Origin of the sequence: Kitasatospora sp. Root107 (genome assembly GCF_001424875.1) — a bacterium.
Lineage (GTDB): Bacteria > Actinomycetota > Actinomycetes > Streptomycetales > Streptomycetaceae > Kitasatospora.
On the sequence record NZ_LMCT01000011.1, the window covers coordinates 208,317 to 227,928 of the forward strand.

Consider the following 19,612-nt stretch of genomic DNA (forward strand, 5'->3'; position numbering starts at 1 on the left):
CGCCCGGGGGCGGTACTTACGGCGCGGTGATCTCGCGCGTCAGCTTCGACTGCCACGGGCACCAGGTCGAGCCGGGCAGCAGCGCGCCGCCGACCTCGCTCAGGTGGCTGTTGACGTACGAGATGCTCGCGTCGCACACCTCCATCGCCATACCGAAGAACGACACCGAGCTCGGCGCGAGCTGGTACTTCCACGGCTTGTTGTAGGTGGCCGGGGTCTTGACGACGGTGCCCATGACGCCGACGTTCTCCGTCTCCACGCCGCTCAGGATGTTCCGCGCCTGCTGGATCTTGGCGGAGTCGGTGAGCTTGAAGACGAAGTTGTCCGTGCCGTCGGTGAACTCGAAGTAGGCCGAGGACGCCGCGGTCCCGGTGCCCGCACTCTGCACCGCCTGGGCGGGCTGCGCCAACGCCAGGGCGAACATCGAAACCGCCGCGAGGCTACCGAGCTTGATGGTGGTACGTCGCATTGCTGAGACCTCCGGTATCGGTCGGGCCGCGTCCACGGCCCGTCTGCAACGAACCGTAAGCAGCAGACGCACGAAAATGGGCGGCCGTTGCCCAGGACTGCCCCGAAGGACACTTCGTGACCGCCCTATCGGGAAAATCCCCATGCTTCCGACGGTCCGTCAGGTGAGCCGCTGACCTGGCCAAACTGACATCACAGCCGCCGAGTTGGCGGACAGCAGGATTGCCCGGACGGGCACGCGAGACCCCTCGCAGCCTGCCCGATCGGGCCGATTTCCACCGGGCAGTGCCGCATCCGACGGGTGGCCAGGAAGAGGTTTCAGGAGGTCAGCACAGCGAACACTCCGCCGACGAACTTCAAACGTGTTGTTCGCAACCCGAGGAGCTCAGCCCGCCTCGGAGAACCGCCCGGCTGCTGCCTCGCGGGCGTCGAGCAGCTCGTCCCAGTGCGCCCGGGTCCATTCGCAGGCGACGTCCATCGGTCCCAGCAGGCTGCGCCCGACGGGCGTCAACTCGTACTCGACCCAGCGCAACTGGCCGGGCCGCTCGGTCCGGACGATCAGCCCGTCCCGCTCCAGCACGCGCAGCGAACTGGTCAGCACCTTGGCGGTGATCCCCCGCAGCGGCACCCGCAGCTCGGAGAACCGTCGCGGACCGTCCTCCAGACAACGGATGATCATGCCGCCCCACTTGTCGCCGAACCGGATCGGCGACAGGTCGGACGGACAGACCGGGTCGAACATCTCGGGGTCCAGGGGTTCTCGCACGGGCCGAGTTTAGACCGGCAGCATTCGGGCCGGGAGCGCTCCTTCCGCTGGTATCCCGGAGGTAACCAGGCCCAGGGCTACCTTTCCTGACGGGTCGCCAACCGGGTGGCCACCGACGGAAGGACACCCCCATGAGCAGCATCATCGTCTTCGGCGCAGCCGGCCGGGCGGGGCGCGCGATCACCGCCGAGGCCCGCCTGCGCGGCCACCGGGTCACCGCCGTGGTCCGCGACCCCGGCGCCCACCCGGAGGCGGCCGCCGAGGGTGCCCTGACCGCCGGTGACGTGACCGACCCGGCGGTGGTGGCCCGGCTGGCCGCCGGTCACGACGCGGCGGTGGTCGCGGCATACGCTCCGCTGCCCGACTTCTTCGCCACCGCCTCGGCCGCCCTGGTCGAGGGGCTGACCACGGCTCAGGTCCCCCGGCTGCTCTCGGTCGGCCTGGCCTCCGTACTCCCCACCGCCTCGGGCGTCCTGCTGATGGACACCCCGGGCTACCCGCAGGACTACCGCGCGTTCTACCTCTCGCACGCCGCCGGCACCGAGATCCTGCGCGCCACCGCCCCGGACACGCTCGACTGGCTGGTGGTCAGCCCCTCCGGCGACTTCGACCACCAGGGCGCCCGCACCGGCAGCTACGCCCTCGCCCCGGCCGACGCGGCGGACCGGATCTCCTACCCCGACCTGGCCGTGGCGGTGCTGGACGACATCGACCGGCCGGCCCACCACCGGACCCACCTCGGCGTGCGGAGCACGGGCTGACTGCGGTCTGCCGTCCGGTGTGATCCACAATCGGGAGAGCAGGGCGTCCACCGGCCGACGTCCCGCCGACACCGAAGGAGTACGAGATGAGCGCCCTGGCCCTGCCCGGCCCCCTGGTCGACGTCCATTGGCTCGCCGAACGGCTGGACCACCCGGACCTGGTGGTGCTGGACGCCGGTGTGGGCGCCCACCGCGGCGAGCCGCTGCCGATCCGCGGAGCCCGGGTCTTCGATCTGGACGGTGCGCTCTCCGACCATGCCGACCCGCGCCCACACACCATGCCGGACGCCGCGCAGTTCACCGCCGAGGTGCGCGCGCTCGGCATCAACGACCGCAGCACGGTGGTGGTCTACGACGGGGCGGGTGTCTACTCCAGCGCCCGGGCCTGGTGGATGTTCCGGGCGATGGGCTTCGACTCGGTCGCGGTGCTGGACGGTGGACTCCCCGCCTGGACCGCCGCCGGGCTGCCCCGGGCGGCCGCCGGCCCGGCTCCGGCCGCGCCGGGCAACTTCACCGCCACATCCCGCCCTGGGCTGATCGTGGACAGCGCCACCGTGCTGGCCGCGCTCGCCGACGAGTCCTCGGCCGTACTCGACGCCCGGACCAGGGAGCGGTTCGCGGGCACCGCCCCGGAGCCTCGCGCGGGGCTGCGCGGCGGGCACATGCCCGGAGCCTTCAGCCTGCCGTTCGGCGAGCTCCAGACCGCCGGGCACATGCTGCCGCCCACCGAACTACAGGCCCGCCTCGTCGAGTTGGTCGGCGACCGCGAGCGGCTGCTGTTCAGCTGCGGCTCCGGCGTCACCGCCTGCATCCTGACCCTCGGCGCCGAACTGGCGGGCTACCACGACCTCGCGGTCTACGACGGCTCCTGGAGCGAGTGGGGCATGCCGTCCGACCTGCCGGTGGCCACCGGGGCCTGAGAGTCCTCCCGCAGTAGCCATTCTCTGACCGAAGGAGCGCGGTCAAGGAGCTGGCTGACCTGCATCCCTTCCTCGCGTGAGGTCACTCTCGGCAGCGGGGCGAAGTCGTCGGGAAGCACGTCCAGCAGGCTGACCACCCGGTCTCCCGAACGCAGCGTGAGCAACAGCTCGCACCGCAACTGACGTGGAACCTCCGGGCGGTGGGACAGGCTCTGCCACACGGCAGGCCACAGATAGTGGGTTCCGTCGGGCGCCGCATTCGCCTGCACCCACGCCGGGTCCAACCGCTGACTCAGGCCGAGCTCACACGCCAGTTCCTCCAGCCTGAACAGCGAGGCCGAATCGATGACTTTCACCTCGCGAGGCAGCGGCTGATCGAAGTGCATCGCTCCATGCTGCCCGAGAACACCCCACGACGAGGAGCCGACCCCAGTTCCAAGCCCAGTCGCGATCGTCCGTCAGTCAGTGTCGGTGGCGGCCAGCACGGCGATCCCCTGACCACCGGGGCGCAGCACCGCGACGGCCAGGTCCCAGGCGACCTCGCAGAACCAGGCGGAGTCGGGTTCTGGACGAAACCAGTGCGACTGCCGCACCAGTTCGGCGATCCGCTCAACCGGAGCGCCCGCCGGGGCCTCGGTCAGCCCGGCGAGCGAGCGCCAGGTGGCCAGCCTCCCGTAGGAGCCGAACTGGCTGGGGCCGTAGGCCGACGTCCGCCTGGCTGCGGTGAACAGGATCCGGAACACCTCGTCGGAGGTGGACGGGTGGAGTCGCGCCCTGCCCTCCTCCCAGGGGGCGAGCGGCAGTCGTGCGAACACGGCGGGGAAGTCCTCCGGCCGTACCGGGTCGGGCGACCAGAAGTCCTGAGCGGCAATCAGGCCGTTCGAGTCCGTGCACCAGTGCCGGACGGCCGAGCCCATCACCTCGGCCGTCGCGGGGACGCTGATCTCGGTCATCTCGATGCTCGCCGTACGGTCCCGCATCAATGGCGTGACGTGGAGCTCAGCGGCGCTGTGGACCGCCCCGTCCAGGGGCGACACGGTCCAGGTCCAGCCGGGTGCCGTACCGTCCGGGCGGATCAGCCCCTGCTCCTCCGGCAGTAGATGCAGGGGAAGTTCGGCAAGCGGATGCCCCTCGGAGACCAGCTCCCGGGCGAAGGCGAGAAGGGCCGGGGAGTCCTCGACCTGAGCCCCGGTCAGCACCAGCTCGTGCAGCAGGCAGGCCCGGAACTCGCGGGGGTGCACCGCGTGCGCCTGCTCCCCGTACACCACTTGCTCGATGTCCTCGGCGCGTTGGCCCCGAGCGATCAGCTCCGCCAGCGCGCGCTCCGCCAGCAGCCTCTGGGGACCCTCCAAGGAGAGCGACATGGGGGTCCGGAGGAGCGCACGCAGGCTCTCCGGTCCGGAACAGCCGGCCAGACTCCGGCGGATGTGCCCCAGCACCGCATCGTGGTTGACGGAGGGCCCGCCCTCCGCTGCGGCCTGCCCGGCAATGTCCGCGCCGAGGCCGACGACCCAGTCGAAGTCGCCGGCCGAGACCCGCAGGCCGATCTCGTGGTGCAACGCGACGACTTCCACGTGGGCGGCCGTGGACAGCACGGCCACGGTGCAGGCCTGATCCTTGTTCATCTGGGGCTGCGCTCTCGTCTCGGGCTCGCACGGGAGGACGGTGTCGGCCGAGTCTAGCCAAGCGGGACCAGCGCAGTCCGATCGGTCTGCAATTTCCTAACTCAACAGTGAATATTTCCGTCACCATGTTGCAAGAACCTTGTGACAGGCGGTCCGGGGGCTCTACTGTCGCCTCACCCTCCTGGCGTCCGCGCCGCCCGGAGCGCTCCCGGCGCGCAACCTCCCACCAGAGACAGGCACCTGATGTCACGGAACATCACCAGAGCAGTCGCCTCGCTGACCGCCGCCGTCATCGGCCTGAGCCCCGTACTCGGCGGTGCCGCGTTCGCCGCATCCGGCCCCGCCCCTGCGCCCGTGCTGACCCGGGCCGGTCTCGACCCAGCCCTGGTCGCGGGGCGGGGTGCCCGGGTCGACTTCGCCGAGCAGGAGGCGGAACACGCCCGCACCGACGGCACCGTGCTGGGCCCGGACCGAGCCGCGTACACCCTCCCTGCCGAGGCGTCCGGCCGGCAGGCGGTCAGGCTGACACCCGGTCAGTACGTGGAGTTCACCCTGCCGAGCGCGGCGAACGCGATCACCGTCCGCTACAGCATCCCGGACGCACCGAACGGCGCCGGCATCACCGCCCCGCTGGACGTCACGGTGAACGGCCGTGACCACCGCACGATGACGCTGACCTCGCAGTACTCCTGGCTCTACAACCAGTACCCGTTCTCCAACGACCCCGACGCCGGCCTGCTGCACCCGGACTGGTGGATCACCGAGTGCTCCTGCGTCCCTGCCGCCACCACCCCGCCCCCAGCCGTCACCACGCCCTTCCGTCCGAACCACTTCTACGACGAGCAGCGCCTGCTGCTCGGGAAGAAGTACCGCGCGGGCGACCGGGTCCGGCTGACCGTACCGGCCGGGAGCAGCGCCGCCTGGACGGTGATCGACCTGCTCGACTCCCAGCTGGTCGCCGCACCGAAGGTCGAACTCGCCGCCGCCAACGTGCTGTTGTTCGGCGCCGACCCGACCGGCCACCGGGACTCCGCCGACGCGATCGACCGGGCCATCGCCTTCGCCCGCCGGGCCGGCCTCAAGGTCTATCTCCCGCCGGGCAGTTACCAGGTGAACCGGCACATCCTGGTCGACGACGTGACGATCGTCGGCGCGGGCAGCTGGTACACCGTGGTGAAGGGCCGTCAGGTGGACCTGACCACGCCCGCGCCGGACGGCTCGATCCACACCGGCGTCGGCTTCTACGGCAGGGACGCCTCGGCCGGCGGCAGCCACAACGTGCACCTCGCCGACTTCGCGATCGAGGGCGACGTCCGCGAGCGGATCGACACCGACCAGGTGAACGGCGTCGGCGGCGCGCTCAGTGACTCGACCGTCTCCGGGCTGTACCTGCACCACACCAAGGTCGGCCTCTGGTTCGACGGGCCGATGAGCAACCTGCGGATCACCGGCAACGTGATCGCCGACCAGATCGCCGACGGCCTCAACTTCCATACCGGCGTGACCGATTCACTGGTCGCCGACAACCTCGTCCGGAACACCGGAGACGACGGTCTGGCGATGTGGTCGGAGCGGATCGGAAACACCCGGAACACCTTCGACCACAACACCGTGCAGTCCCCCGTGCTCGCCAACGGCATCGCACTGTACGGCGGCACCGACAGCACGGTCTCGAACAACCTGATCGCCGACCCGGTCCGGGAGGGCAGCGCGATCCAGATCGGCTCCCGGTTCGGCGCCGAGCCCTTCACCGGACAGCTCCGGATCAGCGACAACACCACGGTCCGGTCCGGGACTTACGAGCTGAACTGGAAGATCGGCCTCGGCGCGCTCTGGTTCTACGCGCTGGAGCGGGACATCGCCGCCGACACGCAGGTCACCGGCAACGCCTTCCTCGACAACACCTACAACGCCGTCATGCTGGTCGCCGACTGGCCGGTGAAGGACCGGTACTCGATCTCCAACCTGCACTTCAAGGACCTCAGGATCGACGGCACCGGCACCTCCGTGCTCAGCGCCCGGGCGGCCGGCTCGGCGACCTTCGAGAACGTGAACGCCCGCAACGTCGGCGCGGTCGGGGTCAACAACTGCGGCACCTTCCACTTCACCCCGGCCGGCTCCGAGTTCACCCTCACCGACCTGGGCGGCAACGACGGCGGCGGCACCACCGGCGCCTGGCTGGCACCCTGGGAGCTGCCCAACACCCTCACCTGCGACGACCGGCCGCCGGTGGTCGCACCCCCTGCACCGTCCGCCTGGTGAACGGGTAGCCTGGCGGCCCGGATCGAGGGAGATCCAGCCGCTGCTGAACGGGGTCGGACGTGGGCGTGACGCTGGGCGACGTGGCCCGGGAGGCCGGGGTGTCGCTGGCCACTGCCTCCCGGGCACTCAACGGTTCGGCCCGGACGGTCCGTCCGGAGCTGGCGGAGCGGGTCAGAGCCTGCGCGGACGCGCTCGGCTACCTACCGAACGCCCCCGCGCAGGCCCTCGCGCGCTCCGCCACCGCCACCGTCGGCGTGCTCCTGCACGACGTGGCGGACCCCTACTTCGCCGCGCTGGCCCGGGGCGCCTGCGACGCGGCCGTGGCCGCCGGGCTGCTCCCGCTGGTGGTCAACACCGACGGCGATCCGGCCACCGAACTGCGCGGCGTCCGCCTGCTGCACGCCCAGCGGGTCCGCGCCGTCATCCTGGCCGGATCGGGCTACACCGACCCGGCGGCGGCCGCCCGGCTGGACGCGGCGCTGGCCGAGTACCAGGCCACCGGCGGCTCGGTGGCGGCCGTCACCGACCACGGCCCGGGCTACCACACGGTCCGCCCGGCGAACCGGTCCGGGGCGGCCGAGCTGACCCGGGCGCTGCTCGCGCTCGGGCACCGGGAGTTCGCCGTGATCACCGGCCCGGCCCGGCTGCGGGTGCCCGGCGAACGGCTCGCCGGGGTGCGGGACGCGCTGACCGAGGCCGGGCTGACGCTGGCCGAACCGGCCGTGGTGAGCGCCGAGTTCAGCCGGGAGGGCGGCCGCCGGGCGATGGCCGCCCTACTGGACGGGCCCCGGCCGACCGCCGTGCTCGCCCTCTCGGACGTCTGCGCGGTGGGCGCGCTGGCCGAGCTCCGGGCCCGTGGGCTCCAGGTGCCGGACGAGCTCTCGGTGGCCGGGTTCGACGACATCCCGCTCGCGGAGGATCTGAGCCGTCCGCTGAGCACCGTCCGGCTCCCGCTGGCCCGGATGGGCGCCGAGGCCGTACGGCTGGCGCTCGGGCCCGCCGAGCTGCGGACCGTCGAACTGCCGGTCGAGGTCGTCCTGCGCGGGACCACCGGCGCGCCCCGACGCTGACTTCCCGGTTCCTGCTGTCCAGACCGTTGACTCCTCGTCGGGAAAGCGCTTACCGTCGTGCCGCCCGGAGCGGAGCGGCTCCGACCGGGCGCCGCCGCGCCCACCCCCACGGCGCCCAGCGGCCAGCTCGCCGTGCCCGGACCCCGCTCCGGCCAGGAGGCCCCATGAACGCCGTGCCGCCCAGCCCGCTGATCTCCCGCCGTCGCGTCCTCCAACTCGCCATCGGATCAGCGGCCTTGGGGACCGTCCTGCTCACCGCCGGCCCGGCCGGAGCCGCCGCCGACGCGTACGACACGCTCCGGCTGCGCTGGCGCGACCTGCTCACCGGCACCGGCTTCGACCCCGCGACCGAGCCGTACGCGACCACCCTGCGCGGCCTCGGCGACCGGGCCCGGACGCAGTACGGCGCGATGGCCCCCGCCACCGGTTCGCTCTGGCCCGATCTGCCGCTCGGCACCGCCTCCGCCAACATCACCGGCAGCTACGTCCGACTGCGCACCATGGCCCTGGCCTGGGCCCAGCCGGGCACCGGCCTGACCGGCGACCCGGCCCTGGCCACCGCGATCGCCACCGGCCTGGACCACCTGCACGCGAACGCCTACACCCCGACCGCCACCGCCTACGGCAACTGGTGGGACTGGCAGATCGGCGCACCCCAGGCCCTGCTGGACGTCTGCGTCCTGGTGCACGACCGGCTGACGGCCACTCAGCTCACCGGTTACCTGGCCGCCGTCGACCACGCCGTCCCCGGCTCCCGGCTGACCTCCTACACCGGCACCAGCACCGGCGCCAACCGGGTCGACCTGTGCCGGGTGATCGCCCTGTGCGGCGTGCTCGGCCGCAGCTCCGCCAAGCTCGCCGCCGCCTCCACCGCACTCTCGCCGGTCTTCCCGTACGTGCTGAGCGGCGACGGCCTGTACACCGACGGCTCGTTCGTCCAGCACACCTGGGTGCCGTACACGGGATCGTACGGCGAGGTGCTGCTCGGCGGCCTCAGCAAACTGTTCGCCCTGCTGGCGGGCTCGGCCTGGCAGATAGCCGACCCGCAGCGGCAGAACGTCTTCGACGCGGTCGGCGACGCCTGGGCGCCGTTCCTCTACAACGGCCTGGTGATGGACTCGGTCGGCGGACGCTCCGTCAGCCGGGGCCGCCAGGCCACCGACCTGCTCCAGCTCCAGCAGGACGACCACACCCGCGGCCACACCATCCTCGGCCACATCCTGCGGCTGGCCGACTCGGGTGCCGCCCCCGCCGCCCAGTCCGCCGGCTGGCGAGCCGCCGTGAAGGGCTGGATCACCCGCGACTACTACCGCCCCTACCTCTCCAACGCCTACCTGGACGTCCCCGAACTCGCCCGGGCCCAGGCCCTGTTGGCCGACAGCTCGGTGACCGCGACGGCCGAACCGGCCGGCGCCCGGGTCTTCGCGATGGACCGTGCGGTGGTCCGCCGTACCGGCTGGGCCGCCTCGCTGAGCCTCTGCTCGGCCCGCACCACCTTCTACGAGACCGGCAACGGCGAACACCTGCGGGGCTGGCACACCAACAACGGCCTGCTCAGCTGGTGGGGCGCCGACTACGGCAACGGCCAGTACTCCGACGCCTTCTGGCCCACCGTCAACCCGTACCGCCTGCCGGGCACCACCGTCTCGACCAAGCCGTTGGCCGACGCGGCAGGCGGCGCCTGGGGCGCGGCGCGGCCGGACAACGTCTGGGCCGGCGGCGCCACGGACGGCACCTACGCGGCGGTCGGCCAGGACGTGCGCGGCCTCTCCTCCACCCTCAGCGGCCGCAAGTCCTGGTTCCTGCTGGACGATTCGGTGCTCTGTCTCGGCGCGGGCATCAGCTGTACGGACGGCGTCCCGGTCGAGACCGTGGCCGAGAACCGCAACCTCGGCGCCACCGGCGCGCACACCCTGACCGTGGACGGCACCGTCCAGCCCGCCACCCTCGGCTGGTCGCAGCAGTTCACCGGCGCCCGGTCCGCCGCGATCTCCGGCTTCGGCGGCTACGTCCTGCCGGCCGGCACCACGCTGCACGCCAAGCGGGAGGCGCGCAGCGGCAGTTGGCACGACATCAACACCAACGGGACCACCGAGCAGCTGACCCGCCGCTACCTGACCCTCTGGTTCGACCACGGCACCGACCCGTCCGGCGCCGGGTACGAGTACCTGCTGATGCCCGGCGCCACGGCTGCGACGGCGGCCGCCCGGGCCGCCGCACCGACTGCCACCGTCCTGGCCAACTCCCCTTCCGTCCAAGCCATTTCCGACTCGCTCTCCGGCCTCACCGCGGCCAACTTCTTCGCCGCCGGAACAGCAGGACCGATCACCGCCTCCGCACCCTGCTCGGTGCTGCTCCGGGAGTCCGGCGGAGTCCTGACCGTCACCGTCGCCGACCCGTCCCGGCTCGCGGCCACCGTCACCGTCACCCTCGCCCGCTCCGGCTGGACCTCGGCCGACCCCTCCCCCGGGGTCAACGTCCTCTCCCTCACCGGGAGCACGGTCACCCTGCTGGTCGAGACCGGCGGCACCCAGGGCGCGAGCCGCACCGTCACGCTCCGGAAGACCGGCGCCACGCCGGCCGCCACCGCGACCGTCCTCGCCCCGACCCAGGACGCCTACGTCCGCGACGGCTCCTACGCCGACACCGCTTACGGCACCGCCACCATCCTGACCGTCAAGAACACCAACTCCACTGCCAGTGGCTACAGTCGGCGCGCCCTGCTGTCCTTCGACACCTCCACCGTCCCGGGCACCGTCCGCCGCGCCGTCCTCTGGCTGCACGGCGCGGTCGCCGACTCCGGCGGCACCCAGACCAGCGTCCAGGCCTTCACCACCCCCGCCACCTCCTGGACCGAACCCACCCTCACCTGGAACAACGCCCCGGCCCTCGGCACCCCGCTCGGCACCGGCCGCCTCTCCACCACCCCGGACTGGGTCGCCCTCGACGTCGCCTCCGCCGTCACCGGCTCCACCACCACCGTCAGCATCTGGCAGCCGACCGGCGCCGTCGGCCTCGCCGTCAACCTCAACAGCCGCGAGAGCACGGCCCGCCAGCCCTTCCTGGAGGTCATCAGCTCTTGACGCCGCGCCACCCCACCGGCTCGGGGCTCACCTCACTAGACTGAGCCTCGAGCCGGGTACACCACCACACCTGGGAGGCGGCAGATGGGCTACGCCCGGATGCGTGCCGTTGCCGACGAAATCGCCGCCCGCGCGCCGGACGATGTCTGGGCCACCGAGATCAGCGGCAGCGAGATCATCGTGCTGACGGGTCGCGCCAACCTGCACGAGCTCATCGTCCACCGCCTCGCCAGGCGCCTCGACCGCCAACTGGAACAGTCGACACCCGGCCTGATCGCCCACGGCGGAGCCGACGTCGAGGACCCGGAGTCGGGCATCAAGCGGCACCCCGACGTGATGGTCTTCCCCGAGCGCGTCCTGGAGTCCGGCGAAGCCGTCCACCCCCGCGACGTCACAGCCGTGGTGGAGGTCGTCTCCAAGTCCAACCGGAGAACGACTACGAGGGCAAGATGCGCGACTACCCCACCATGGGCATCCCCCACTACCTGATCGTCGACCCCCGCACCGGCACCGGCCTCGTCCTCTCCGCCCCGCACCCCACCCCCGAGGGCCCGCGCTACAGCACGCGCCGCGAGTTCCACTTCGGCGAAACCGTCCAGCTCAGCACGTACGACATCGAGACCGCGGAGTTCCCGACCTACTGATCCGAACCGCCCGATATCGCTCGACCGTTCGAGGGTCGCCACATATCGTGTCGGCCATGGCAGATCAGGCAGAGCCGGTGGTCTTCACCAACCGCTGGGGCGACGTGTCCGTCCACGCCACCGCACCCCGTCGGGACCTCTGCGCCTGCTTCGATCAGGTCAGGGTGAGCAATCGACGGCGGGTGACCTTCCATCAGGAGCAGCAGGATGCCTCCTCGCCGGCCTGGCAGCACCTTCTCGCGCAGATCGAGGAGGCCGCCGCCGACGGGCGCGAGGAGTTCCGGCCGCTGGTGGAGATGAGTCCACAGGAGCGACGCCAGATCATCACCCTGCCGCCGACCATCGCCAAGCTGACATCGGTCCGACACTTCGTGCTCTACGGCAGCAACCTGGTCCGGATACCGCCGCAGATCGGGGCGATGACCAGCCTGGAGGAGTTCACTCCCTACACCTCGTACCGGCTGCACTGGTTCCCGTACGAGCTGACCAGGTGCCCGAACCTGAGGCGAAGCACCGTCAGCACGCGTGCGCTGTACGGCAACGAGAAGCTCCGCCCGCCGTTCCCCCCACTGTCCTCCGTCCCCGCCAGGCCCAGCGACTTCGGCGCGGCAGCAGGGGGCACCGACGCGGTCCGTACCTGCAGCGTGTGTGACGAACCGTTCGAGGCGGCCGGGGTCCGGCAGGCCTGGCTGTCCCTCCGGGTCGCCACCGACGTCCTGCCGCTCCTGGTCAACGCCTGCTCCAACACGTGCCTTCGTGCCCTCCCCGCAGGCGCCGCGGGATAGGTCCGTACGCCGCACCCGGGTGGACCCGGCATCGTCCAATCCCGCGCCGACGACGCCTGAGCCTCCGTCACCGGCCACCCTGTCACCCGGCCACGCCGTGGCCTGCGCCGGCGACTACCGTGCCGGTTCGGCCGCGGGCTGCCGGATCAGGCCGTGCAGCGCCGCGATGACCTCACGGCCCGTCGGGGTGGTGAAGTCGCGCACCAGGTCGGTGGCGAAGCTGGCGACGCTGGTGATCCGGCCGCCCGCTGCTTCGATCTGACGGAAGGCGGCCTGCTCGGTACGCGGCGAGAGCCCGCCGCACGCGTCGAGAAGTACGGAGACCTCGAAGCCTGCGGCGATGGCGTCAAGTGCCGTATGCAGTACGACGATCTCGCTTGTCACTCCACAGATGGCGAGGTTCCGCCGCGAGTGCGCGGTGACGGCCCGGCGGGTGGCCGCGTCGTCCCAGGCGCACGGTCCGCTGCGGACGAAGACAGGTGCTCCGGGGATGGACGCCTCCTCGATGACCGCCGGACCGCCGGGACGTGGAGCCACCGAGAGGGTGGCGGGGATGTCCAGCAGCTCGACCAGGCGCGCCAGGAAGCTGACGGATCGCCTGATCGTGGCCGGTGGCGTCGTACCGCTGAGCTCGACGATGCCTTCCTGCAGGTCGGCGAGGTGGAGCTGAACGGTGGCAGAGCTGAGCATGGCCGTCCCCTTAGGTCAGCATCAGAATCATTCGGACTCTGAATGATTTGACTAACGTAGCATGGCGACCATGGATCCCGACACGGTCAACTCCAGCGCCGTCTTCCGCCTCGGCGTACTCGGAGCGATGGCGACCGATCTCTTCGCAAACCGGATCGAGGCCCACGAACTCAAGCCCAAGCACGTCGGCCTGATGGTGGTCCTGGCCGCCGGAAGGGTCTCGTCGCAGCTCGAGCTCGCCGGCGTGATGGGCGTCGCGCCCAGCCTGGTCGTCGCCCTGGCCGACCACCTCGAGAAGCTCGAAGCCATCCAGCGGGTACGGGATCCGGCCGACCGGCGTCGTCAGGTACTGACCCTGACCGACCACGGCCGGGCGCTGCTCGCGACCTGCGGCGAGCTCGCCCACGCCGCCGACGCCGAGTTCGCCGCAGACCTGACCCCGGCCGAGAGCGCCGTGCTGACCGGCATGCTCGACCGGCTGGCGGCTCGTCAGGGTCTGCCACCAGCGGCCACCGACCACAGCTGATCGGCCCGCGCCCCGGCGCGACGACCGCTACCTCTCGGACGGGTTCAGCGACAGCCCAACATTCACGACAGAAGCGATCAAGCCAGGCATCTCGTTCGATTACCGTTTGACCAGCGGAGTTCCCCTGCGAGATCGTTCCTCGGTCTCCGAACAACCGCACGGGGACATACGTTCGTTTTTCTTGGGGGACCATTGCCGACCCTGCCCGCGCGAAAGCTCGCCACGACCGCCGCCCTGGCCGCCCTCTCCGGCAGCCTGCTCGCCCTCGCCCCGGTGGCCCGAGCCGAAACCGCCGCCCCGTCGGCGAGCCCGTCCGCCAGCCCGTCGGCGAGCCCGTCCGCGAGCCCGTCGGCCTCCGCCCCGGCGCCCGTACCGCTGCCCGTCAGCCCGAAGGCGACGCCCGAGCCGTGGGTCAAGTTCGGCGTGGAGAGCGATCAGGGCTGCGGTTCCGACCCGTACTCCTGGGGCTGGCTGCCCAACGGCACTCCGGCCGCGCTGACCGCCACCGTGCCGGCGTCGACGATCCCTCCGAGCATCGAGTTCCACGTCCGCGACACGGCCGCTCCGGACACCGACGTGCTGTCCGGCCCCGCCACGACCGTGTCGGACAAGGGCGTCGCCTCCTTCCCCCTGGACAACGCCCGGTTGCTGGACGGCCACAGCTACACCTGGCACGCCGTCGCCCGCGAGAGCGCCGACCGGGTGTCCGAGCCCACTGCCGACTGCCACTTCCGGATCGACCGCACCGCACCGCAGCAGCTGACGATCCCGGACTTCGCCTCCTGGTCCGCGGCTCAGCAGGGCGGCGGCTGGTCGATGCGCTACGACTTCACCGATACCGCTCCGGTGGACGGTTTCAACTCGTACTACTCCTGCTACGAGTACCGCCTGAACGACTCCGCGGTGTGGGCCGACCCGCAGTGCGACAACCGCTCCTCCGAGTCCGCACGCCTGTCGTTCACCACGCCCGGGCTGAACACCATTCACCTGCGGGGCATCGACCACGCGGGCAACCGCTCCGCCGAGGCCGTCCGGACGACCTTCGTCTACCCCGGCGCATCCCGTTCGGGCCGCCTCCAGGAGCCTTCCACGTACTGGCTGCTGGACCGGACGGTCCGTGGCGCCGAGACCCTCGGCAAGGCACCGCTCACGGCGTCCGGGACCGTGGGTTGGACGGACGACTCCGCCACGTTCAGCGGCACCGGGTCGCTCGGCAGCGCGCAGCCCGTGATCGACACCACCAAGAGCTTCTCGGTGAACCTGCTGGCCCGCGCCGCAGCCGGCGGCGGCATCGTGGCGAGCCAGGACGGCACCCGCTCCAGCGGCTTCATCCTCTGGGCCAACCCGGCCGACAACAACTGGCACTTCTCGCTCGGCACCGCCGACGACGACAACGCCAACTGGGACGACACCACCATCCGGTACACCGCCTTCACCCCTGCGGTGAAGTACGGCACCTGGCAGCGCCTCAACGCCTCGTACAACGCCACCACCGGCGCCGTCTCGCTGTACGTGGACGACCAGCTGGTGGCCAGCGGGAACCACGCCCCGAACAAGGCGTGGAAGGCCAACGGGCCACTGCGGATCGGCCAGTACCAGTTCCAGGGCCACCCTGACTTCCGCTTCAAGGGCGAGGTCGCCGACGTCGCGGTGTTCAACCGCACGACCGGCTACCCGGCCGAGACGAACCGGTACCGCAACAGCCTCTACGGCGTGGGCTACACCGGCGGCTGCATGGACATCGACCCGAACGACAAGTCCGCGTCCGGCAGCCGGGCCAGGTACCTCAACTGCGACTACCTGAACACCCCGGGCCTCACCGCGTTCGGCAAGGACGGCGCACTCAAGCAGAACGGCAAGTGCCTCGACCTGGCCTTCAACGGCACCGTCAACGGCACCGCGATCCAGCTGTGGGACTGCAACGGCGGCCCCAACCAGATCTGGCACAACAGGGCGGACGGCTCGCTCTACAACCCCGGGTCCGGCCGCTGTGTCGACCTGCCGTTCGGCGACCACACCTACGGCAAGCCGCTCGTACTGTGGGACTGCAACGGCGGCCCGAACCAGCTCTGGGATCCCCGCCACCCCTTGATGAGCCTGCTCTAGACCGTACGAAGCTCCGGCCCCGTCGCATCTGCGGCGGGGCCGTTGCCTTTTCCGGACCGGACCTCGAAACGATCACCCGCCCCTGCCGAACGGCTCTACGGCAGAAGGAGGTTGACGTCGCCGAACTCGTGCCACAGGTACCGCTGCCGGACCGCCTCCGCGTAGCACCGAGCCAGCAGCGCCCGCCCCGCCACCGCCTCCAGCAGGTGCAGATGGGAGGCGCGGGGTTCGTGCCAGCCGGTGAGCAGGCCGTCGACGGTGCGGACGCCCCGGGCCGGGGTGATCACCAGGTCGGTCCAGCCCTCGGCCGGGCGCAGCCGGCCGTCGGTGCCGGCGGCCGACTCGAGCGCGCGGACGGCCGTGGTGCCGACGGCGATCACCCGGCCCCCGCTACCGCGAACGTGGTTGACCAGGGCGGCCGTTGGGACCGGCACCCGGAACCACTCGGGGTAGGGCGCCTCGTACGCCTCGGGCGAGGCGACGCCGGTGTGCAGGGTGATCGGCGCCAGCAGGACTCCCCCGGCCACCAGCCGGGCCACCACCTCGGGGGTGAACGGCCGGGCGGCACTGGGCATTTCACTACTGCCCGGCTGGTCGGCGAAGACCGTCTGGTACGCGGCGATCGGCCACTCGCGGTCCACGTAGCCGTACCGGATCGGCTTGCCGTAGGAGGCCAGGTACTCCACCGTCGGAGCGGGCAGCGCCAGCCGGGCGTACCAGAGGCGTGGCGTGTGCGGGGCCGTCAACTCGGCCTTCCCGCCCGCCGGGAGAGCGATCGGCAGCCCGGACCGGGCGGGTGAGAGCTCGGGCGGGAAGTACTCGGCCGCGCCGGCCGTCGGACGGCGCAGCTCGACCAGGTGGTGGCCGCGCCGGTCCGGCCGGGCCGAGGAGAGGTGGAGGGTGACCGGGGTCCCGGCGGGGAGGCGGCCCGGCAGGGCGGCGGGCAGGGTGGCCGAGTTGTTGACCACCAGCAGGTCGCCCGGTTCGAGCACCGAGGGCAGGTCGGTGAAGAGCCGGTGTTCGGTGGCGAGCGTGCTCCGACTGCCGACCAGCATCCGGACGCCGTCGCGGACCAGGCCGCGCGCCTCCGCCGGTGCGCGGGCGGAGAGTTCGGCGGGGACGGTGAAGTCGAACCCGCTCTCCAGCGCCGTGGCCATCTCAGTGACTCCCCGTCAGGGCCTCGGCCAGGTAGCGCCCCGAGGCCGGGTGCCCGGCGAGCAGCGCCAGGATGCCGGGCACGGCGGTGTCGGCGGGCAGCGGACGGTCGGAGATGTCCTCGCCGGGAAACGCCTCCTGGTACATGTCGGTCCGCATGTCGCCGGGCTCCACCACCCAGACCCGCACCCCGGGTTCTTCCAGGGCCAGGACGGCGGAGGCGTGGTCGAGCGCGGCTTTGCTGGCGCCGTAGCCGCTCCAGCCGGCGTAGGCCTCGCGGGCCGCGTCCGAGCTGAGGTTGATGACCGAGCCGCTGTGGCGCCGCAGTTGGGGCAGCAGGAGCTGGGTGAGCGCGATCGGTCCGAGCACGTTCACCTCGAAGGTCTCCAGCAGACCGGGCAGTGGGAAGTCCGCCAGCGCGGGCATCGCCGCACCGGCCAGGTCGTACCCGGTCAGCGTGCCCGCGTTGTTGACCAGCAGTGCGGCGCCGCCGAGCTTCTCGGCCGCCGAGGCCAGCCGCTCCCGGTGGCCGTCGTCGACCACCGAGCCCGCCAGTGCGACGACCTCGGTGACGGCCGCCAGCTCGGCCTCGGCGGCGGCCAGACCGGCGGCGCTGCGAGCGGTGAGCACCAGCCGCCAGCCCTCCCGGGCCAGTGCCCTGGCCAGCTCGAGACCGAGCCCCCGGGAGGCTCCGGTGATCACGGCGACGGGTGCGGAGGCGGTTCCTGCGGTGGTGATGTCCATGCCTCCACCCTCCGCCTGCCCCCTCCCCGCCGGATCGGCCGACCGCCCGTCCCGCACCCGGCCGTTCGACCTAGTACGCCGGTCGTAGACCGAGCTCCCGTACCGCCCTGATCCGCCCGAGCGGCCGCGCGAATAATCGACAGAACATTCGTGCGATTACTGATAGCTTCCGTTTCGTGCCGAAGCTGAACCAGATCATCGCCGTCGAAAAAGGCGTCAAGTCCAAGTCCTTCCAGGAGCTGACCCAGGCTCACCAGGACCTCCAGAAGCCCGCGCTGCTGGCCGGCATCGCCCGGACCTACCAGCCGAAGGACGAGGAGGGCGAGCAACTGCCGCCCGAGTCCACCCGGGTGCAGGTCAAGGCCGAGGACATCCTGCGCAGCACTGCCGCGACGCTGACCCGGCTGTTCGACGTGACCGCCACCAAGGACTGGGCGAACCGGACGGCCGCCGCGGACGTGGTGGTGGACGGCAACGTCCTGCTGCCCCAGGTGCCGGTGCCGTACCTGCTCTTCCTGGAGAAGCAGCTCACCGACCTGCACACCTTCGTCCGCAAGCTCCCGGTACTGGACGCCGCCGAGTCCTGGAACCTGGACCCGTCGACGGACTCCTGGAAGACCGACGCGGTGCGCACCATCCGCACCAAGAAGGTGCCCCGCAACCACGTGAAGGCCGAGGCCACCGAGAAGCACCCGGCGCAGGTCGAGGTGTACTACGAGGACATCCCGGTCGGTTACTGGACGACCGTCAAGTTCTCCGGTGCGTTGCCGGCCCGGCGGGTCAACGAGCTGGCGGAGCGCCTGGAGAAGCTCCAGCAGGCCGTCAAGTTCGCCCGCGAGGAGGCCAACAACTCCGAGGTCACCGACCAGCGGGTCGGCGACGCGGTGTTCGGCTACCTGTTCCGGTAGCCCCATGATCGCCCCCCGTTCGAGCGGGGGGTGCGCTGAAGAGCGCAAGCTGAAACTGATGTTGAAGCTGACCACGGGATGACAGTGGGGGTTCGAATCCCTCCCCCGGCACCACACGGGCCGGGGTAGCCCAAGCGGCAGAGGCACATCCCATGAATCTCAGATTCTCGCTCCAGTCTCAGTATTCGCCGCCGATCACCGGATCGACCGGGCGCGGACGATCATCGACGGATGCGGGTTCAAGTCCCGCCTGTGCCTCTGACCGTGGCACGGTAGTTCAAAGGCAGAACACGTCGATCTCAGAATGATCTGCGCCCTTCAACGTGCCGGTGTGCGCAATTGGGTGGCATCTCAGGGGCCCGGGGGCTGGATACGCTCCCGGGTCCCGTCACGTTCGCCAGGTCGCACCAACTGCTCGGCGACGCCCCGGATGTTAGCGCTCACAACAGTGCGTGAAGGAACCATAAGCAAATGGTCACGGACTCGTGAAGGCTCCATGGAAACCCCTGCGACTTGACCTGTACAAGGCCAGCCTTGCCTTGCTCGCCGCCGTTGCGGCCACCGTCGCAGCGGTCCCCGCTTCCCCCATGGAGCCCGTCGATGTCCGTCATCCCCAGCAGCACTGTCGGCTCTGCCCGACCCTACCTGATCGGCCTGTCCCGGATCGCGATCGGCCTGCTCTTCTCCTGCCACGGCGCAGCCTCACTGTTCGGCGTCCTGGGCGGCGTCAAGGGCGGCACGGTGGAGGCACTCACCTGGCCCGGCTGGTACGCGGCCGTGATCCAGCTGGTCGGCGGCGTGCTGGTGCTGCTCGGCCTGGGCACCCGGACGGCCGCCGTGATCTGCTCCGGCTCGATGGCGTACGCGTACTTCAGCGTGCACCAGGAGAACGCCCTGTTCCCGATCCAGAACGGCGGCGTCGCCTCGGCACTGTACTGCTGGGCCTTCCTCCTGATCGCCGCCACCGGCCCGGGCGCACTCGCCCTCGACGGCCTGCTGGCCCGCCGCCCGGCCACCGTCGCCACCGCGTCGGCCACCGCCTGACCGCCTCACCACGTCGGCCACCGCGCCACCGATCCCGTTCGGCGGGGATCGGTGG

At 71.3% G+C, this 19,612-nt stretch carries 19 protein-coding genes; 12 read left to right on the forward strand and 7 right to left on the reverse strand.

What is annotated here, in order from left to right:
• Positions 1–16 precede the first annotated feature (16 nt).
• Both ASC99_RS11015 and ASC99_RS11020 read right to left on the reverse strand, forming a co-directional pair.
• Positions 17–469 carry a hypothetical protein gene (locus ASC99_RS11015; protein ID WP_057230717.1) on the reverse strand — a complete coding sequence of 151 codons (453 nt, stop codon included), beginning with the start codon at positions 467–469 and terminating at the stop codon, positions 17–19.
• 384 nt (positions 470–853) lie between these two features.
• On the reverse strand, positions 854–1,234 hold the full coding sequence (locus tag ASC99_RS11020; protein WP_200948310.1) for a helix-turn-helix domain-containing protein: 381 nt from the start codon (positions 1,232–1,234) through the stop codon (positions 854–856).
• A gap of 131 nt (positions 1,235–1,365) precedes the next feature.
• Between ASC99_RS11020 and ASC99_RS11025 the strand changes: the two genes are divergently transcribed.
• Both ASC99_RS11025 and ASC99_RS11030 read left to right on the forward strand, forming a co-directional pair.
• Complete coding sequence (locus tag ASC99_RS11025) at positions 1,366–1,995, forward strand: NAD(P)-dependent oxidoreductase (RefSeq protein ID WP_057230721.1); 630 nt, start codon at positions 1,366–1,368, stop codon at positions 1,993–1,995.
• Positions 1,996–2,081: 86 nt separating this feature from the next.
• Entirely contained in the window at positions 2,082–2,915 is an 834-nt protein-coding gene (locus tag ASC99_RS11030) for a sulfurtransferase (protein ID WP_057230723.1), read from the forward strand.
• Here the strand turns inward: ASC99_RS11030 and ASC99_RS11035 are convergent.
• Together ASC99_RS11035 and ASC99_RS11040 are read right to left on the reverse strand one after the other, a co-directional pair.
• Positions 2,852–3,301: a hypothetical protein gene (locus ASC99_RS11035; protein WP_057230725.1), complete on the reverse strand. Its 450-nt coding sequence runs from the start codon at positions 3,299–3,301 to the stop codon at positions 2,852–2,854. The genes ASC99_RS11030 and ASC99_RS11035 overlap by 64 nt on opposite strands.
• Positions 3,302–3,373: 72 nt before the next feature.
• Positions 3,374–4,540, reverse strand: a complete 1,167-nt coding sequence (locus ASC99_RS11040) for a DUF6183 family protein (RefSeq protein WP_057230727.1) — start codon at positions 4,538–4,540, stop codon at positions 3,374–3,376.
• 243 nt (positions 4,541–4,783) lie between these two features.
• On the opposite strand from ASC99_RS11040, the gene ASC99_RS11045 reads away from it, so the two are divergent.
• From ASC99_RS11045 to ASC99_RS11065, 6 genes are all read left to right on the forward strand, one after another.
• Complete coding sequence (locus ASC99_RS11045) at positions 4,784–6,802, forward strand: glycosyl hydrolase family 28-related protein (RefSeq protein ID WP_057230729.1); 2,019 nt, start codon at positions 4,784–4,786, stop codon at positions 6,800–6,802.
• A gap of 59 nt (positions 6,803–6,861) precedes the next feature.
• Entirely contained in the window at positions 6,862–7,872 is a 1,011-nt protein-coding gene (locus ASC99_RS11050; protein WP_235502399.1) for a LacI family DNA-binding transcriptional regulator, read from the forward strand.
• A gap of 164 nt (positions 7,873–8,036) precedes the next feature.
• Positions 8,037–10,955, forward strand: coding sequence for a polysaccharide lyase family 8 super-sandwich domain-containing protein (locus ASC99_RS11055; RefSeq protein ID WP_063857056.1), 2,919 nt, complete (start codon positions 8,037–8,039; stop codon positions 10,953–10,955).
• Positions 10,956–11,039: 84 nt separating this feature from the next.
• Positions 11,040–11,444, forward strand: coding sequence for a Uma2 family endonuclease (locus tag ASC99_RS11060; protein ID WP_057230732.1), 405 nt, complete (start codon positions 11,040–11,042; stop codon positions 11,442–11,444).
• Positions 11,405–11,599: a hypothetical protein gene (locus ASC99_RS42100; RefSeq protein WP_157531478.1), complete on the forward strand. Its 195-nt coding sequence runs from the start codon at positions 11,405–11,407 to the stop codon at positions 11,597–11,599. The genes ASC99_RS11060 and ASC99_RS42100 overlap by 40 nt, the downstream gene beginning before the upstream one ends.
• Positions 11,600–11,655: 56 nt before the next feature.
• On the forward strand, positions 11,656–12,384 hold the full coding sequence (locus ASC99_RS11065; protein ID WP_235502400.1) for a leucine-rich repeat domain-containing protein: 729 nt from the start codon (positions 11,656–11,658) through the stop codon (positions 12,382–12,384).
• 114 nt (positions 12,385–12,498) lie between these two features.
• On the opposite strand, the gene ASC99_RS11070 is transcribed toward ASC99_RS11065, so the two are convergent.
• Positions 12,499–13,074 carry an isochorismatase family protein gene (locus tag ASC99_RS11070; RefSeq protein ID WP_057230733.1) on the reverse strand — a complete coding sequence of 192 codons (576 nt, stop codon included), beginning with the start codon at positions 13,072–13,074 and terminating at the stop codon, positions 12,499–12,501.
• Between the two features lie 70 nt (positions 13,075–13,144).
• On the opposite strand from ASC99_RS11070, the gene ASC99_RS11075 reads away from it, so the two are divergent.
• Positions 13,145–13,600, forward strand: a complete 456-nt coding sequence (locus ASC99_RS11075) for a MarR family winged helix-turn-helix transcriptional regulator (RefSeq protein WP_235502401.1) — start codon at positions 13,145–13,147, stop codon at positions 13,598–13,600.
• 192 nt (positions 13,601–13,792) lie between these two features.
• Entirely contained in the window at positions 13,793–15,706 is a 1,914-nt protein-coding gene (locus ASC99_RS11080; protein ID WP_057230737.1) for a ricin-type beta-trefoil lectin domain protein, read from the forward strand.
• Between the two features lie 95 nt (positions 15,707–15,801).
• On the opposite strand, the gene ASC99_RS11085 is transcribed toward ASC99_RS11080, so the two are convergent.
• Together ASC99_RS11085 and ASC99_RS11090 are read right to left on the reverse strand one after the other, a co-directional pair.
• Positions 15,802–16,863: an S-adenosylmethionine:tRNA ribosyltransferase-isomerase gene (locus ASC99_RS11085; protein WP_057230738.1), complete on the reverse strand. Its 1,062-nt coding sequence runs from the start codon at positions 16,861–16,863 to the stop codon at positions 15,802–15,804.
• 1 nt (position 16,864) lies between these two features.
• The gene (locus ASC99_RS11090; protein WP_057230741.1) at positions 16,865–17,605 is read right to left on the reverse strand and encodes an SDR family oxidoreductase; all 741 of its coding nucleotides are present in this window, start codon (positions 17,603–17,605) and stop codon (positions 16,865–16,867) included.
• 176 nt (positions 17,606–17,781) lie between these two features.
• On the opposite strand from ASC99_RS11090, the gene ASC99_RS11095 reads away from it, so the two are divergent.
• Both ASC99_RS11095 and ASC99_RS11100 read left to right on the forward strand, forming a co-directional pair.
• Positions 17,782–18,513 (forward strand): hypothetical protein, encoded by a 732-nt coding sequence (locus ASC99_RS11095; RefSeq protein ID WP_057230743.1) that lies wholly within the window; start codon positions 17,782–17,784, stop codon positions 18,511–18,513.
• Positions 18,514–19,113: 600 nt separating this feature from the next.
• The gene (locus ASC99_RS11100) at positions 19,114–19,557 is read left to right on the forward strand and encodes a DoxX family protein (protein WP_057230745.1); all 444 of its coding nucleotides are present in this window, start codon (positions 19,114–19,116) and stop codon (positions 19,555–19,557) included.
• The last annotated feature ends 55 nt before the right edge of the window (positions 19,558–19,612 follow it).